At 58.4% G+C, this 15141-nt stretch carries 13 protein-coding genes; 4 read left to right on the top strand and 9 right to left on the bottom strand.

Features of this window, described 5'->3' with window-relative positions:
- Positions 1-99: 99 nt before the first annotated feature.
- The 4 genes from AC1DNI_RS09695 to AC1DNI_RS09680 all read right to left on the bottom strand — a co-directional run bounded on the left by AC1DNI_RS09695 (position 100) and on the right by AC1DNI_RS09680 (position 4549).
- Positions 100-684, bottom strand: coding sequence for a L,D-transpeptidase (locus AC1DNI_RS09695; protein WP_091924000.1), 585 nt, complete (start codon positions 682-684; stop codon positions 100-102).
- Positions 685-808: 124 nt separating this feature from the next.
- Positions 809-2158, bottom strand: coding sequence for a sensor histidine kinase (locus AC1DNI_RS09690; RefSeq protein ID WP_477691722.1), 1350 nt, complete (start codon positions 2156-2158; stop codon positions 809-811).
- Positions 2155-2817, bottom strand: a complete 663-nt coding sequence (locus tag AC1DNI_RS09685) for a response regulator (protein WP_477691793.1) — start codon at positions 2815-2817, stop codon at positions 2155-2157. Before AC1DNI_RS09685 ends, AC1DNI_RS09690 begins: the two co-directional genes overlap by 4 nt.
- A 91-nt stretch (positions 2818-2908) precedes the next feature.
- The gene (locus tag AC1DNI_RS09680; protein WP_477691721.1) at positions 2909-4549 is read right to left on the bottom strand and encodes a phosphoethanolamine transferase; all 1641 of its coding nucleotides are present in this window, start codon (positions 4547-4549) and stop codon (positions 2909-2911) included.
- Positions 4550-4821: 272 nt separating this feature from the next.
- Here AC1DNI_RS09680 and AC1DNI_RS09675 point away from each other — a divergent pair, with 272 nt between their 5' ends.
- The gene (locus AC1DNI_RS09675) at positions 4822-5331 is read left to right on the top strand and encodes an arsenate-mycothiol transferase ArsC (protein ID WP_477691720.1); all 510 of its coding nucleotides are present in this window, start codon (positions 4822-4824) and stop codon (positions 5329-5331) included.
- A gap of 16 nt (positions 5332-5347) precedes the next feature.
- Here the strand turns inward: AC1DNI_RS09675 and AC1DNI_RS09670 are convergent, their stop codons facing one another.
- From AC1DNI_RS09670 to AC1DNI_RS09660, 3 genes are all read right to left on the bottom strand, one after another.
- Positions 5348-5743: a hypothetical protein gene (locus tag AC1DNI_RS09670; RefSeq protein WP_477691719.1), complete on the bottom strand. Its 396-nt coding sequence runs from the start codon at positions 5741-5743 to the stop codon at positions 5348-5350.
- A gap of 103 nt (positions 5744-5846) precedes the next feature.
- Positions 5847-7244: a PAS domain S-box protein gene (locus AC1DNI_RS09665; RefSeq protein WP_051614983.1), complete on the bottom strand. Its 1398-nt coding sequence runs from the start codon at positions 7242-7244 to the stop codon at positions 5847-5849.
- A gap of 659 nt (positions 7245-7903) precedes the next feature.
- On the bottom strand, positions 7904-10093 hold the full coding sequence (locus AC1DNI_RS09660; RefSeq protein ID WP_091944891.1) for a sensor histidine kinase: 2190 nt from the start codon (positions 10091-10093) through the stop codon (positions 7904-7906).
- A gap of 158 nt (positions 10094-10251) precedes the next feature.
- Here AC1DNI_RS09660 and AC1DNI_RS09655 point away from each other — a divergent pair, with 158 nt between their 5' ends.
- Entirely contained in the window at positions 10252-10749 is a 498-nt protein-coding gene (locus AC1DNI_RS09655) for a peptide deformylase (RefSeq protein WP_477691718.1), read from the top strand.
- A 9-nt stretch (positions 10750-10758) separates the two neighbouring features.
- Here the strand turns inward: AC1DNI_RS09655 and AC1DNI_RS09650 are convergent, their stop codons facing one another.
- Positions 10759-11241, bottom strand: a complete 483-nt coding sequence (locus AC1DNI_RS09650; protein WP_091923697.1) for a cupin domain-containing protein — start codon at positions 11239-11241, stop codon at positions 10759-10761.
- A 171-nt stretch (positions 11242-11412) separates the two neighbouring features.
- Here AC1DNI_RS09650 and AC1DNI_RS09645 point away from each other — a divergent pair, with 171 nt between their 5' ends.
- On the top strand, positions 11413-12807 hold the full coding sequence (locus AC1DNI_RS09645) for a sensor domain-containing diguanylate cyclase (protein ID WP_477691717.1): 1395 nt from the start codon (positions 11413-11415) through the stop codon (positions 12805-12807).
- A 13-nt stretch (positions 12808-12820) separates the two neighbouring features.
- Here AC1DNI_RS09645 and AC1DNI_RS09640 read toward each other — a convergent pair whose 3' ends face one another.
- A complete protein-coding gene (locus AC1DNI_RS09640) occupies positions 12821-13834 on the bottom strand; it encodes a LacI family DNA-binding transcriptional regulator (protein ID WP_477691716.1) in 1014 nt (337 codons plus the stop codon).
- 194 nt (positions 13835-14028) lie between these two features.
- Between AC1DNI_RS09640 and AC1DNI_RS09635 the strand changes: the two genes are divergently transcribed.
- Positions 14029-15057, top strand: coding sequence for an ABC transporter substrate-binding protein (locus tag AC1DNI_RS09635; protein WP_091923692.1), 1029 nt, complete (start codon positions 14029-14031; stop codon positions 15055-15057).
- The last annotated feature ends 84 nt before the right edge of the window (positions 15058-15141 follow it).

Genomic DNA, 15141 nt, shown 5'->3' with positions numbered 1-15141 from the left:
GGGTTAATTTGCCGATTGTCGACATTCCGCAGCATTTGGGACCGCAAAGCATGCAGTCCCAAACATATGCTGTCCATGTCAAAACCCTGGTGGAAGCCGCTAGATGATCAGTACCGGCGTACCAACGGGCGTGGCGTCGTAGAGATACTCAACGTCCTCGTTGGTCAACCTTATGCAGCCGTTCGAAACGGCCTGTCCGATCAACCACGGCTCGTTGGTCCCGTGCACGCGGAAGAGCGTGTCCTTGCCGTTCTGGTAGAGATAGAGGGCGCGCGAGCCAAGCGGGTTTTCGGGGCCGCCGGGAACACCGCCAGCATATTGGGCGAGGCGCGGCTTGCGCTGGATCATGCTGGCCGTCGGCGTCCATGAAGGCCACTCCTGCTTGCGGCCCACCTCTGCCCGTCCCTTGAGGGTGAGCCCTTCCTGGCCGACGGCAATGCCGTAGCGCATTGCAGACCCGTCGCCCTCGACAGCATAGAGGTAGCGCTCATCCGTATTGATGACCAGCGAACCTGGCGCTTCGCCTCCCGTATAAGCAACGCGCTGGCGCCGGAGACGGGGCTCGAGATAGTAGGAGCCGCCTCCGCCGACCGGGTAGGCAAAGGAAATGGGTGTGCAACCCGCAGCCATCAGTGCCAGGCCGGACATTAACAGTCCCCGGCGAGCAATCTTCACATCGTTCATGTCCACCTGCTTCGAAAGGAGTCGACGCCACTTCTGCAACCTAGCATTCCAGAAACGGGCGGCAAAGTCACCTTGGTTGTGGCTGATAAGAATAGCCGGCTCCTGATGCCGAGAATCAACAGGTCTAGCCAACTTCCGCCCTGTCGCCGTTGAAGGTCAGAACCGCTTCAAACCCGTCGCTGCGCCCCGTTGCCGGCGACAACAGGTTCAAGGTCGCGTTCATCTGTGCTGCGAGAGCGATAACGATAGCGAGGCCAAGCCCTGAACCGCGGGAGGTTTCGCCGCGACTGAAGCGCTTCTGGATTCGCACAATCTCTTCCTTGCCCAATATGGGGCTGCCATTGGCAATGCGAATCTTGCCGCCCCTTTCGAGATGCACAAGCACAGGCTCGTTCTGGCTTCCATGATGAAGCGCGTTTTCGATCAAGTTGCGCAGCGCGATGGCAAAGATATCCTCGTTTATCCGGTGCTTGAGCTCGGCGCCCGCGTCGCGCACATAGTTGATGCGATCTGGCGCTATGCTTGCGCGCTGGAAATCACCGACCACCACGTCAAGGACCTTTGCGAGATCGACGACCTCGTCCGCGGAGCCAAGCCCGGCCTCGGCCCGGGCGAGCTGCATGAGCCTTTCGACAAGTCCGCTCAATTTCTGGAGCGACTGTTCGATGTGCACCGTGCGTGATTTGGCTTCTTCGCCGCGCACATGTTTCTTCAAGAGCTGCGTCTGCGCGAGGGCGCCGGCGAGGGGGGTTCGCAGTTCATGCGCGCTATTGGCGGTAAATTCTCGTTCGGCCGCGAGTGTCGAACGCAATCGCGCCAGCAGCCGGTTAACGGAATGGATGATCGGTTGCAGTTCGCGGGGAAGGGCGATCGGGGCAATCGGAGCAAGATTGCCGCCATCCTTGCTGGCAATTGCCTGGCGCAACTCGTTGACTGGCCGCAACGACAGGCGAACGACGAACCAGACGACGAATATGCCGACCGGAATAAGCACGAGGAGGGGAAGCAACAGGGCAAGCCCGCCCTCGAGCGCTGCTTCCTCGCGATGCGCGTTGTCATCCGCGACTTGAACGAAAATCGTATCGTTGACTGCCGGTACCGTATAGAAGCGGGCCGCGTCATTTTCCCAGAATCCCCGCTTGAGCGGGGCGGCAAATGGCGTGGGTGGAATGTCTTCCGAGTGCAGAATGACGCCCCCCTTCGCGTCCCTGACCTGGTAGGTAAGATAGCTCGATTCTGGAGATGCCGTCAGATTCTGCAAACGCCTCGGCACCGCGGTAGTATCGCTCTGCAGGATATCGTCGACGACGAGCGGCGTCAGTCTTTCCGCGGTTTCCTTCAAGGAACTGTCGAATATTTCACCGAATTCATCCTGCATGACGAGGACGCCGGCCGTTACCGCAATGAGCCAGAACGCGATGAGCGTAGCCGTAAGGGACAAGATCAGGCGGCGCGTCATGCCATAGGGTTTCATGTACGACCTTCAATCCGGTAGCCGACGCCCCGCACCGTTGCCACATATTGCCGCCCAAGCTTCTTGCGCAGGCGGCTGATATAGACTTCGACGGTATTGCTTTCGATTTCCCAGCCGAACGCATAGAGCGTTTCTTCGATCTGTGCTTTCGAAACGATGGCGCCAATGCGGGCAAGCAGCCGTTCGAGCACCGCCCATTCCCGCCCTGAAAGCGTAATCTCCTGGTTGGCCGAGGTCACCCTGCGGTCGGCGATGTGAATGTGCAGCGAGCCGAGCCGTATGACCTCGTCGGGGCGTCCGGAATGGCGCCGCGCCACGGCATGCATGCGCGCCGTCAATTCATCGAGATCGAAGGGTTTGACGAGATAGTCGTCTGCCCCGGCGTTGAGTCCGCGGATACGCTCGGAAATCTGGTCGTGCGCCGTAAGGATTATCACCGGCGTCGCGTCGCCGCTGGCCCTGAGCTCTGTCAGGAAATCGACCCCGTTCCCGTCCGGTAGTCTGATGTCCAGGAGCACGAGATCATAGTTCGTCACGCGCATCGACACCTTTGCATCTTCCAGATGCTGCATCCAGTCGACGGCGTGAGTGCCGTGCATCACGTGGTCGCGCACGGCCGCCCCGAGAGTCGCGTCGTCTTCAACAAGAAGGACCCGCAAATGCCTCATTCCCTTCTGCGATTTTTCCTGGTCACAGGATCGACCGCGCGGGAGACCTTTTCAAGTCAAGTTTTGGGCTGCTGTCCTCGGGTCAACTCGTTCCGCTGCGACAGGGGGAGAGCGTATCGAGGTTGTTGTCATGGACCGACGTCTCGACATGCATCATCCCGAGCACCGTGTGGAAGAGGTTGTCGTGCGATTGCTTCTTCATTGCCTCGCTCTGCAAGCAGGTCCCGTCGATCTGCGCCTCCTCGTCCTTGCCAAGCCACAATACGTAGGGAACATGGGTCTGCTGTGATGGCGCGACGATATAGGGTGCGCCGTGCAAATAGAGGCCGAACTCGCCGGTCGATTCGCCATGGTCGGACATGTAGATCATGGACGGCGACATTTGTGTCTCCCGCGCCTTGAGCCGGTCGATCACTGTGGACAGCAAATGATCGGTGTAGAGGATGGAGTTGTCATAGGCATTGATGATTTCTTCGCGCGAGCATTTGGCAAATTCGGCGGTCCTGCAGTCCGGCGTGAAGCGCCGGAACTCATCGGGATAGCGGAGATAGTAGGCGGGGCCGTGGCTGCCCAACTGGTGCATGACAAGCACCGAGTCGGTCTTGACGCTGTCGAGCCATGCATCGAGGCGGTCGAGGAAGATCGCGTCGAGGCATTCGCCGCCCTTGCAGAATTTCGGATCATCCGACTTGAACAATTGTTGGGATTTGATGCGGGCCGCCACGCCCTTGTCGCCCGTATTATTGTCCCACCATTCGACATTGATGCCCGCATGCGTCAGTACGTCGACAAGGTTCTCGTTCTCGAGGCCCTTCTGATGCGTATATTCCTTGCGAGTAAATTGCGAGAACATGCAGGGCAGCGAAACCGACGTGATCGTGCCGCAACTCGACGTATCGCTGAAATAAGTGATGTCCTGTCTGGCGAGTTCCGGATTGGTATCGTGACCATAGCCGCCAAGCGAAAAGCTCTCGGCACGCGCGGTTTCGCCGGCAATGACAATGGTGACGCGCGGCTTGCGCGTGCCGGCGGCCGGCCCAACCACATGCGCGTCCTGGCCCAGCGGCTTGACGATGATGTTGTTGTCCTTGGTTTCCCGGATCGCAAGCTTCACGGTGTTCACGATCGGGGCGAGCGGATTGAGCGTTCCGAACCAATCCCGGTGTTCACGGATCAGCGACATGTAGGTGCTGGCATTGATCAGGGCTGCGAGGCCCAGAACAAGCAGCGCAGGCACGATGACCGCAAGGTTCCACTTCAATTTCTGCAGGTAGGGTCGATGCACAATACGCGGCCATGCGATGATTGCCGAGGGGATCAACGCGTATGTGATCATATGACCGACAAACGGAACGTTCAGAAAATGGCCGGCCTCCGCATTGGTGGTATCCACGGCGCTTTGCAGCATTTCGACGTCGATTATGACGCCGTAGTGATCCATGAACCACGCGCCAAGCGCGCTGACGACCACGAAAAAGATCAGGGCAGGCTTGATGACGAACTTGACCGAGAAAGCGAGAAAGAGCGCTACATATCCACAAGCGATGCCAACGACCAGAAATGCGAGGGCGGCCGGCTGACCGTGCAAATAGGCAGCCGATTTCTCCCAGAACGTCCAGTTCGCGGACGCGAGAATAAACACTGCGGTTATGATAGTGAGCGGAACGCTTCCGATTTTCGGACGTGCAAGACGTCTGTCGAATTGACGCGTTGTAACTGACAAGGTGAACTACCCCGCACTCCTGGTTGATGCGCAAGCCGGTTCTGTCCAGGCTCTTCGAAAGGAGGGGCATTCACTGGTTTCCTGACACCAACCTGAACGCAGCAATTAAAAAACCGCGGCGTTAAACCGTTGTCAGATCCGATCAGGCGGTTTGGAGGGCTGCAAACATGGGTCTGGTGACGTGCGATCGCAGCGCTGGCCGTTGTTGAACGGCTGTCACATTACTGCAGCATTATGCGTACTACGTGCATTTTATTTGGAGAGAGTGAGCGATGGGCGACGATAAAGTATTTCATGTCTTGTTTCTTTCGCATCGCGATTCGGTCAGAGGCGTCGTTGCCGAGACACTGCTCAATCGGCTGGGCAAGCTGCATTTCGTCGCCTACAGCGCCGGAACGGACCCTGATGGAGAAATAAACCCTGAAGCGCGCGAATTGCTCGAGCAGACCGGCTTTTCGGTCGAAGGCCTGCGTCCCAAGCATTATAGCGAATTTGGGCTGGAAGGGGCCCGTGAACTCGATTTCGTTTTCACTCTGCATGATGGGGCCCATGGCGAAGCCATGCCCGAATGGCCGGGCGTCCCGGTGACTGCGCACTGGGAATGTCCCGACCCGCTGCTGTCGGAGGGCGAACCCTGGGAGCGCAAGCAGGCGTTCAGCCGTATGATGAGCGAGCTCGACCGCCGCCTGAAGATATTCGTCAATCTTCCGCTTGCGTCACTGGATCGGCTCAGCATCCAGCATCATGTCGATGAGATCGGCAAATCCGTCGGACCGGCCTGAGCCGATCCGACTTTTCTCAAGCGCGGGCCTGGCGGACCGCCACGCTCTCGCGCGAGAACATCACGACCGCGAAGATCAGTACACCGAGGAAAGTAATCATCGAACCTATCCCGACCAACGGCTCAAGCTGCATGTTGCCACGCTCCATGAAGTAAAGGGACGGCAGCATCACGATAAGGCCTAGCATGTAAACGGCATAATGGACGAAGGCCAATCGCTTGGCTGCCTTGGCCGGATTGAGTGCGTAGTAACCGCCGAAAATGGCGCTCGTGACCCATCCGAGCAGGTTGATGTGGGCGTGGGCTGCGATCACCGTGTGATTGCCCGACATTCCCATCTGCAAGCCGGCGGCTATGCCAATCAGCAACCAAATGACGGCAGACTTGAAGAAGAGTTGAGAAATATTCGGCATTGTAGTCCCCCATTTTTGTGCAGCGGAGGATACACGCGCCCACAACCTCTTTCCAGCGTGCCGACCTAATCAAAAGGGGTGAAGACGAGTGGGACTTGCGTCGTTAGACGGAAGCTGCCCGGATATTCTCCATGGGCGCACGCACGGTCCAGACAATGCGATTGACGGACTGTTCGAGCATGCCTTCGCCGCCCAGCGACAAGGGCGTTATCCGCTCGAGAACGGTCTTGCCAAAGCCGCGCGTGCGGCCGAGCTTGACCGGTGGCCCACCTGTTTCGGTCCAGGCGAGGTAGAAGGTCTTGCCCTCGTCGCCAACGAACCAGTCCACATTGATCTCACCGGTTTCCGATGAGAAGACGCCATATTTCGCAGAATTGGTCGCCAGTTCGTGGAATGCAATCCCGAGATACTGGACGGCGTTGGGTTGCAGAACCATGGACGGTCCGGTCATGGTAAGCCGGTTTTCGTCGCCGAAAGGCTTGATCTGCTCAAGCAAAAGATCGGAAAGCGTCGCTCCGCGCCACGTCGCGTGAACCAGCAAATCGTGAGACCGGGCAAGTGCCATGATCCGCTCGCGGATCTGCTGTTCGAATTCGACGACATCCGTTGTACGGCTGCTGGTTTCGCGGATCATCGACAGAATGACGGCGTACTGGTTCTTGACGCGGTGATTTACCTCCCGCATCAACATCAAAATCCGCTCTTCGCTCTCCTTCTTGTCGGTAATATCGCGGGCGATTTTCGATGCACCGACCACGCGTCCGGAAGCGTTCTTTACAGGTGATACAGTGAGCGAGACATGGATGCGCGTTCCATCCTTGCGCTGCCGGACTGTCTCATAGTGATCGATCCTCTGGCCGTTGCGTACGCGCTCTACGATGCCGGGTTCTTCGTATAGCCGATCGGGCGGGATGACTGTCGTGATAGATCGGCCGATCATGTCTTCGGCGGTGTAGCCGAATATCCTCTCGGCCGCCTTGTTCCACGTCGTGACCATGCCCGAAAGATCCTTGCTGATAATCGCATCGTCGGACGATTCAACAATAGCGGCGAGGCGTTCAGCCATCGCTTCGTCGCGTCTCTGTTCAGTGATGTCGCGTAACATATTGAGCGCGCCGACAATCTCCCCTTGCTTGTTGCGCAGCAGCACAGGGAACGGCATGAAAGCGATGCGGCTTCCATCGGGCCTCTCGGCGATGGCATCGACGTCGCGCACCTCGCGCTCCTCGCGCAAGGTCGTCGCCAAGGGGCATTCATCGTGCTGCATTGCCGTTCCGTCCGGCCAATACAGGCGCAGCGCTCCAGACCAGCGTTCCTTGCCGATTTCAGGCATGCGGCCCCAAAGTTCCGCCGCCGCCTTGTTATAGAATGTAAGGATGCCGGACTTGTCCGTCGTATACACGGCTACCGGCAACTCCATGATGATCGAGTCCCGGCTGTAGCTGTCCAATCCGTGCAGTGCTTCGAGAGAAGCCGCAAAATTGCTTTGTGGAATGTCCACGATTTCCCCAATTCAACATTATGTCTCGTTGCGAAAGCGCCTGCTGGAGAGCAGACTTCCGGTCAATCGCGCACATTAAACTATTTATGGTTGCATTGGTTCCATCAATCGTACCGATCAAAATGGTTTATCCCTCGTCTGGAGGGCAGCGAAATCGGCCGAGATTCATATGCGCCGGGGCCAACAAAGCCATACGGGCCAGGTCTCCAAGGAAACCTGACCCGCACAAAATGATAGGCGCCATCGACTTGCGCCGCAAACGAAAGCCAACCGGATGTTATCCGGGGGATCAAATCGCCAGGATGATCGCTGCAACTGCCAAAGCGCCGAACAGGCAGATAGAGCAGGTCATCCAATTGGCGATATCGCCGTTTTCCTTTGTATGCCGCAACATCATCGCCCTGTATCCTCCTGAGCAAAACCGGTAAACCGGCCCGTTCTCAAAAAAACCACGAACAACCACCGCTGATTTTGGCTTCCAGCTTGTATTTCAAATTGTCATGATCATTGCTCAAACCGGCGTGGCAGAAGGCTTAATTCCGTCATTCCGGTCTCAACGTTTCGGATTATAGCGCTTTCAATCTAGGCGTTCAATTTGTGTTGCAAAGGCGATAATCACATTTTGATAGCGAATGAAAAGATTCCGATATTGGCGGTTTTCAGGCGGCAGCTGCCTCGGCCAGGCGCGGAAAAACCATGCGCACGAGGGCGCCCCGACCGCCGTGGAAATTGGCCGGCGCATCGAGCATTTCGAGATGCCCGCCATGGTCCTCGACGATCTTCTTGACGATGGCGAGCCCGAGGCCGGTCCCTTTTTCGCGCGTCGTCACATAGGGTTCCAAAAGCTGGTGGCGGTTCTCGCTGGGAAGGCCCTTGCCATTGTCGAGCACCTCGACGGTGATGGAAGCGCCTGCGCTCTTTGCGCGAACGAGAATATAGCCGGTCTCGACAGCGCCGGACTGCAACGCCGCCTCGATGGACTCGGATGCATTCTTGATGATGTTGCCAAATGCCTGGCCGAGCAGGCGGCTGTCGAAATTGCCGACCAGCGGTTCGTCGGCTATCTCATGTTCGAACTTGATCTGATTGTTGCTGATCTCGACGAGGAACGAGGCATCGCGCAATACAGTGCGAATATCTGTTGCCGCCAGCTGCGGCTTGGGCATACGAGCAAACTCGGAGAATTCATCGACCATCCGACCAATATCGCCGACCTGGCGAATGATCGTCTCGGTGCATTGGTCGAATACCGCGCGATCCTCGACAATGACTTTGCCGTAGCGACGGCGGATGCGTTCCGCCGAAAGCTGGATCGGCGTCAGCGGATTCTTGATCTCGTGGGCGATCCGGCGCGCTACATCCGCCCAGGCGGACGAGCGGTGCGCGGCGACGAGATCGGTAATGTCATCGACCGTCACCACGTACGAGGTGTTCTTGATGTCGGCGTCTTCGCGCGTGATCTGTACGTTCAACGAACGCGCGACACCGCTGCGGGTGATGCTTATCTGCTTGCGGCTGGATGAACGTCCATTATCCCGCGCCACGTCGAAGACGGCGCCGATTTCCGGCAGGATAAGGCCGAGGCTCTGGCCAACGGCCTGCGATGCGTCGACCGCCAACATCTGTTCGGCCGGACGGTTAAGACCCGCGATGATCCCCTCGCTGTTGACGCTGATGACGCCTGCGGTAACGCCCGATAGGACCGCTTCCGTAAAGCGCCGCCGCTCGTCAATCTCGTCCTTGGCCGAAATCAGGTCGCTGTGTTGCGTTTTCAACTGCTCGACCATCTTGTTGAACGTGTGCGACAGAGAGCCGATATCGCCATCCGAACCGCGTACGGGGACGGAAACGTCGAAATTGCCGGTCGCGACGTCTTCGGCAGCGCCGATCAGCTGGCGGATCGGCAGGACGACGCGATTGGCAACAGCAATGCCGCTCCACACGGCGGTGAGCAGCAAGAGCAGGGTGAGTTCGATGTACAGCAAGGCATAGGCGATCTGGGTAGTGGACCGGTTGCTCGCCAGCGCCTGGTATTCGGCATTATTGTCTGTCATCACCCGCATATTTTCGAGCGCAGAGCGATCGACCGAGCGAATGGTGTAGAGGTAAAGATCGGGCAGGGCCTGCGTCTTGATCACCGCGCCGACAAGATTGGTGTCGCCCGGCGGTATCAGAACCGGCTTGTCGCCGGCGGCACTTCGCAGGGCCTCGATCGGGGCGTCCGGCAGCGAATGATCGTTGATGAGGTTGGCCGCGACCACAACCTCCCCATCCGATTTGACCAGGGATGCGCCGAGTAGATTGTTGCGGCCGGCGTCGTAGGTGAGCCAGTCCGAAAAGGCGCCGCGGTCGAGGCTATAGAGCATGCGGCGCTGGTCGAGATCGATTACCATGGACAGCGTCGTCGTCAGCAGGCTTTGGGCGTTGTCCTCAGTGTAGGATTGCGCCGCCTTGATCGACATGTCGATGATCTGGTTGTTCTGATTGTTGATCCACGAATCCATTCGCTGGTCGAGGACGATAAGCGAGAAACAGGCGACGATGATCGACGGTATCGAGGCGATCAAGGCGAAGATCATCGCGACATTGGTGTGAAGGTCGTTGTGCTTTGCCTTGCTCTTGAAAAGAAAGAGCTTCTTCAGCGTCGCGTAGGACAGATAGATCAGGACAAGAATCGACACCGCATTGGCGGCAATGATCAGCTGGGTCGTCTGTTTGGTGGGCGAAATATTGGTTATGCCCATCATGACCAAGAACGAGACGATCATCGTCGCAAGGACGAGGAGCGTCATGATCACGGCTCCTCGCGGCAGCACCTGCGGCTTGGTTATCGTCTTGCTGGCGGGCATTCAATCGCCTCGTTGGGCTCTCCGCGACAGTGCAGGGATGGCCGCATGGTTTCTTTGTCGATTATCGGTAGCGACGACGCTTGTAAAGCTTGCTTCCTCGGCGGGAATTGAGGCAACAGGATGGACGCGCTGTCGCGTTCGCACATTGGAGCATGTTCATGGCGATTCGGCCAATCCTGACATTCCCTGATCCAGCTTTGCGAAGGCCCGCCGACCGCATTGCGGATTTCGGCGCGGCAACGCAAGAATTGGCGCAGGACCTTCTCGCCACAATGCGCGCTGCCCCGGGAATTGGCATCACGGCACCGCATATCGGCGTGCCACTGCGTCTCGTCGTGATCGAGATCGAGCCCGGTGCGCCGCGCTTCTACATCAATCCGGAAATCGAATGGTCGTCAGGCGATCTTGCGCGGCGGGAGGAGGGCAGTGTGTCGATGCCGGGCGTCTCCGACGAGATCGAGCGACCCGCCACCATTCGCGTGCGCTATCAGGATCTCGGCGGGAACATGTTGAGCGAAGAGGCGAGTGGTCTGCTTGCCACTTGCCTGCAGCATGAGATCGATCAGTTGGACGGCATGTTCTGGATTTTCCGCCTGTCGCGATTGAAACGCGAGCGGCTCGTCAAGCGGTTCGAGAAGTTGCAGCGGCTTGGCTGATTCAGCCGCTCAGCGATGGATGGGATCGATCCATGCAACCCCTTCCGGTTTTTCGACCGGATCGATGTCGAGATTGACCACGATCGGCTCCTGACCGGAGCGGACCACCACGCACTCCAGCGTTTCGTCCGCGTTCGCATTGATTTCCTGATGCGGCACGTAAGGCGGCACGAAAATGAAATCGCCCGGACCGGCTTCGGCGACATATTCCAGCCGCTCGCCCCAGCGCATGCGCGCACGGCCTTTGACCACGTAGATAATGCTTTCAAGGTCGCCGTGATGATGTGCACCGGTCTTGGCATTGGCGTGAATGGTGACGGTACCCGCCCAGATTTTCTCTGCCCCCGCCCGGGCCCGATCGATCGCTGCAGCGCGGTTCATGCCAGGCGTCTGCGCGGTGTTCGGGTCGAGAGAATCCCCGGGGATAACCTTGACGCCGTGTTCGCGCCAATCGATGGGGTGATCATGTTCGTGGGTGTGATCTGTCGCCATGGCTCTTCTCCGCTCGTGGGCAAGTTTAATCATCTTGGCAGCGGCGCACCAGCCGTTGCTCGGTACAATTAATTAACCGCAAATCGCAGTAATTGCCTTGACGGTCTGGGCCTCCGCTCGCCAAGGTAGGGGTGCTGCGAGGCAATCTCGTAGTGGTCGGATACCTGAGTGATGCCAATCAGCAAATCGCGAAACGCACCATTTGACCGAGGCGATGAGCGCGGAAGCGACCGTCTTCTGCAGATCGAAGCGGTCTATGACAAGGTTCCCGTCGGGCTCTGCTATGTCAATCATCAGGGTTTTCTGGTCACGGTCAACGACCGGTTTTCCCGTATCTTCGGCATTGCCGGCGAAAATGCCGTGGGCCGGTCCGTGGAAGACGTCGTTCCAGACCACGCATCACTGCTGCGCGCAGCCATCAGCACTGCGCTCTCCGGCGGTTCGGTGTCCGACGCACAGATCGAAGTCACCGGCGAATCGTTCATGGTTGCTGCGGCGACCGTCACCAATGATCTTGGCGAATTCGCCGGCATTTCGGTCGCTTACACCAACATCACCCACCTGAAGGATATTGCGGAACGGCTGCAACAGGTGGAGCTGCGCACCTCCTACGCTCTTGAGAGTGCGGGACAATGGATATGGGATTTGAATATTGCGACGATGCGGGTGTGGCGCTCGCCGCAGTATCGGGCGCTGCTCGGCCTTGATCCTGCCGGACATGAGAGCGAAAGCGTGGCGTGGGATATCGTTCATCCCGACGACAAGGAGCGGGCGATCGAAGCTTTTGAAGACGTCCTCAGCGGGCGCAAGGCGCGCTTCGAAGCAACCTACCGGGTATCGCGTCCGGATGGCGGTGACATCTGGATATTGAGCCGCGGCAAGATCGTCGAATATGCGCCCGACGGTTCCCCGCTGCGACTGCTGGCAACGAGCGTCGATATTACGGCGCAAAAGCGGGTTGAGGCGGAACTCTCGGCCATGGTCCGCGAACGTATGGCGCTGGAGCAGAAACTCCTCGAAGCAAACCGCAAGCTCCGTAACCAGTCCGAGCGCGATCATCTGACCAATCTGCCGAATCGGCGCAAATTCAACCACGTGTTGAAGCGTGCATTTCAGCGCGCCAGCGAGACTGGGGAACAATTGGCAGTTCTCATGGTCGATATCGACCATTTCAAAGCCTACAATGATTTCTACGGGCATCTTGCCGGTGACAAATGCCTTATCCAGGTGGGGCGCGCCTTGAACAAGGTCGCCAAGCAGAACGGCGGTTCGGTCGCCCGTTTCGGCGGCGAGGAGTTTGCGACGCTTATTCCCGGACGGGCGCTTCAGCCTTCCGCCGAAATCGCCGGCGCCATGCTCGACGCTGTGGCGGCCATGAAGCTCGAACACGCCGCAAGTCCTCAGGGCGCAATTTCCGTCAGCATAGGCATGGCGATGTTCGATCCCCGAATGGGCCTCAAGCCGCAGGGGCCGGAGGAGTTGCTAAATCTTGCCGATGGTGCGCTCTACCAATCCAAACATCGTGGCCGCGCGCGATTGACCATCGCAGGGATGTCCGACAGCTAGTCCGGCGTTGGCTCTATCGGTTTCTGTGCGTGCCCCTGATGGTTTTCCGCCAGATCAGCGGGGCATGCAGGGAAGCAGAGCGGCTGCTTGCGGCACCGTCGCCGTTGACCAGCCAGGCAATGCTGTTTCTGACGATCTCGTCCACGGGCTGGGTGAAGGTCGTCAGGGCGTAGGATGACCATCCTGACTGCTCGATATCGTCAAACCCGACAACGCAAAGATCGTCAGGAATGCGCCGGCCAAATTCGTGGCGCGCCGCGTCCATCAAGCCAAACGCCATGAGGTCGTTGACGCAGAACACCGCATCGGGAGGCTCAAGGCCGGAAAACAGCGTCCTGCCGATCGTCCTTCCGCTTTCATAGACGGTGTTGCCGTGACGAACGACAGTTACATCAAGGCCAAAGTCCCTCGCCGCTGCCACGAAGCCCTGTTCGCGCGCCATGAGGCTTGGTGTTCCCACGGCCGAGTTTGCAAAAGCCAATCGGCGGCAGCCCGCGCGCAGGAAGGCACTGACCGCGACCCGCGCCGCCACTCCATCATCGAGGTTGATCCGAAACGGCCCCTCGATCTCATCGTCGCGGTTTATCAGGACGATGCGCTGGCCGCTATCGAGGCAGAGTTTGGTGATCGCCTTGTCGGGCAGCCCAGACAGCAGGATCGATGCATCCGCACGATAATGAAGTGTTTGGCGCAGGGCGGTATCGACGCTTCCGTCCGACCGGTCGGTGTTGATGAGCATCGAGATCTTGCCGGCCAACTGCAATTCATGGGTGAGGGCGCGTACGAGGCGGGCACGATAGGGCGTATCCATTTCGGAGACGACGAGGCAGACGATGCCGCTCTCGCTGCGCATGAGGCCGCGCGCCAGCTGATTGACGTGGTAACCGAGCGCCTCGGCTGCTTGCATGACACGCTGACGCGTTTCTTCTGAGACGCTTGCCCCAGGGGTAAAGGTGCGTGATACAGCCGAGCGGGACACGCCCGCGCGTTTTGCCACATCGTCGGCGCTGACGAACGTCTTGTTCAAGCAAAGGACCCATATTTCAGTTCTGCGGCGCAGTTTGCACGCGATTGCGCGCCTTCGCAATCTCCCTCATTCAAAACATTTAAAGGTTATAGTTGATGAGCCGGCTTGACAGATTGGACGCGCTCGTGAAAGTTTTGCACACGCTTGCAAAATGGCGTGCGGCATGGAGGTGCCGCTTTCTAGGGAGGAAAGATATGCGTTCTGTATTCGCCATTGCTGCTGCATTCGCCGTGGGCCTGCAAGTCATGCCAACCGAAGTGCGCGCCGCAGATAATCTCAACCTGATCTGCTCTGCCGACGTCGTCATCTGCGAATTGATGAAGGGCATGTTCGAAAAAGAGACCGGTATCCAGGTCAATATGGTGCGCCTGTCATCAGGCGAGACCTATGCCAAAATTCGTGCCGAAGCGCGCAATCCCAAGACCGACATATGGTGGGCTGGAACCGGCGATCCGCATTTGCAGGCTGCATCCGAAGGGCTGACGCTGGAGTACAAGTCGCCCATGCTCGATCAATTGCAGGATTGGGCTAAGAAACAGGCGGAGAGCTCGGGATACAGGACAGTCGGCGTTTATGCCGGCGCGCTTGGTTGGGGCTACAACACCGATATCGTCAAGAAGAAGGGCCTCAAGGAAGCAAAGTGCTGGTCCGACCTGATCGACCCTGCTTACAAGGGCGAAATTCAGATCGCCAATCCCAACTCGTCAGGCACGGCATACACCGCGCTTGCGTCGCTCGTGCAGATCATGGGCGAGGACCAGGCATACGACTATCTGAAGAAACTCAACGCCAATGTTTCCCAATATACCAAGTCGGGTTCGGCTCCGGTGAAAGCGGCGGCACGCGGCGAGACAGCGCTCGGCGTGGTCTTCATGCACGATGCCGTCGCGCAGATCGCCGAGGGCTTCCCGGTGAAGGCCGTGGCTCCCTGCGAGGGCACGGGCTACGAAATCGGCTCGATGTCGATCATCAAGGGCGCACGAAATCTCGATGCCGCCAAGAAGTGGTATGACTGGGCGCTGACCGCCGATGTGCAGTCGCACATGAAGGATGCCAAGTCCTTCCAGTTGCCTTCCAACAAGTCGGCGACGGTCCCACCCGAAGCACCGAAATTCGAGGACATCAAGCTCATCGATTACGACTTCAAGACCTATGGTGACCCGGCCAAGCGCAAGGAACTGCTGGATCGCTGGGATAAGGAGATCGGCGCGAGCGCGAACTGATCTACCTTCGCCTTGTCAACCATATGTCCGGCCTTATCCGGACATATGGTCCATAAAAGCATGAGTCTAGGATGAGCGGGTGGC

It is taken from the genome of Phyllobacterium sp. 01N428, from assembly GCF_056399405.1.
This window is presented reverse-complemented; position numbering and strand designations above follow the sequence as displayed.

Excerpts from the sequence above, each read along its gene's own strand:
- AC1DNI_RS09695 (WP_091924000.1), bottom strand. The coding sequence starts at position 684 with ATGAACGATGTGAAGATTGCTCGCCGGGGACTGTTAATGTCCGGCCTG.
- AC1DNI_RS09650 (WP_091923697.1), bottom strand. The coding sequence starts at position 11,241 with ATGGCGACAGATCACACCCACGAACATGATCACCCCATCGATTGGCGC.
- AC1DNI_RS09690 (WP_477691722.1), bottom strand. The coding sequence starts at position 2,158 with ATGAAACCCTATGGCATGACGCGCCGCCTGATCTTGTCCCTTACGGCT.
- AC1DNI_RS09675 (WP_477691720.1), top strand. The coding sequence starts at position 4,822 with ATGGGCGACGATAAAGTATTTCATGTCTTGTTTCTTTCGCATCGCGAT.
- AC1DNI_RS09660 (WP_091944891.1), bottom strand. The coding sequence starts at position 10,093 with ATGCCCGCCAGCAAGACGATAACCAAGCCGCAGGTGCTGCCGCGAGGA.
- AC1DNI_RS09635 (WP_091923692.1), top strand. The coding sequence starts at position 14,029 with ATGCGTTCTGTATTCGCCATTGCTGCTGCATTCGCCGTGGGCCTGCAA.
- AC1DNI_RS09670 (WP_477691719.1), bottom strand. The coding sequence starts at position 5,743 with ATGCCGAATATTTCTCAACTCTTCTTCAAGTCTGCCGTCATTTGGTTG.
- AC1DNI_RS09645 (WP_477691717.1), top strand. The coding sequence starts at position 11,413 with ATGCCAATCAGCAAATCGCGAAACGCACCATTTGACCGAGGCGATGAG.
- AC1DNI_RS09655 (WP_477691718.1), top strand. The coding sequence starts at position 10,252 with ATGGCGATTCGGCCAATCCTGACATTCCCTGATCCAGCTTTGCGAAGG.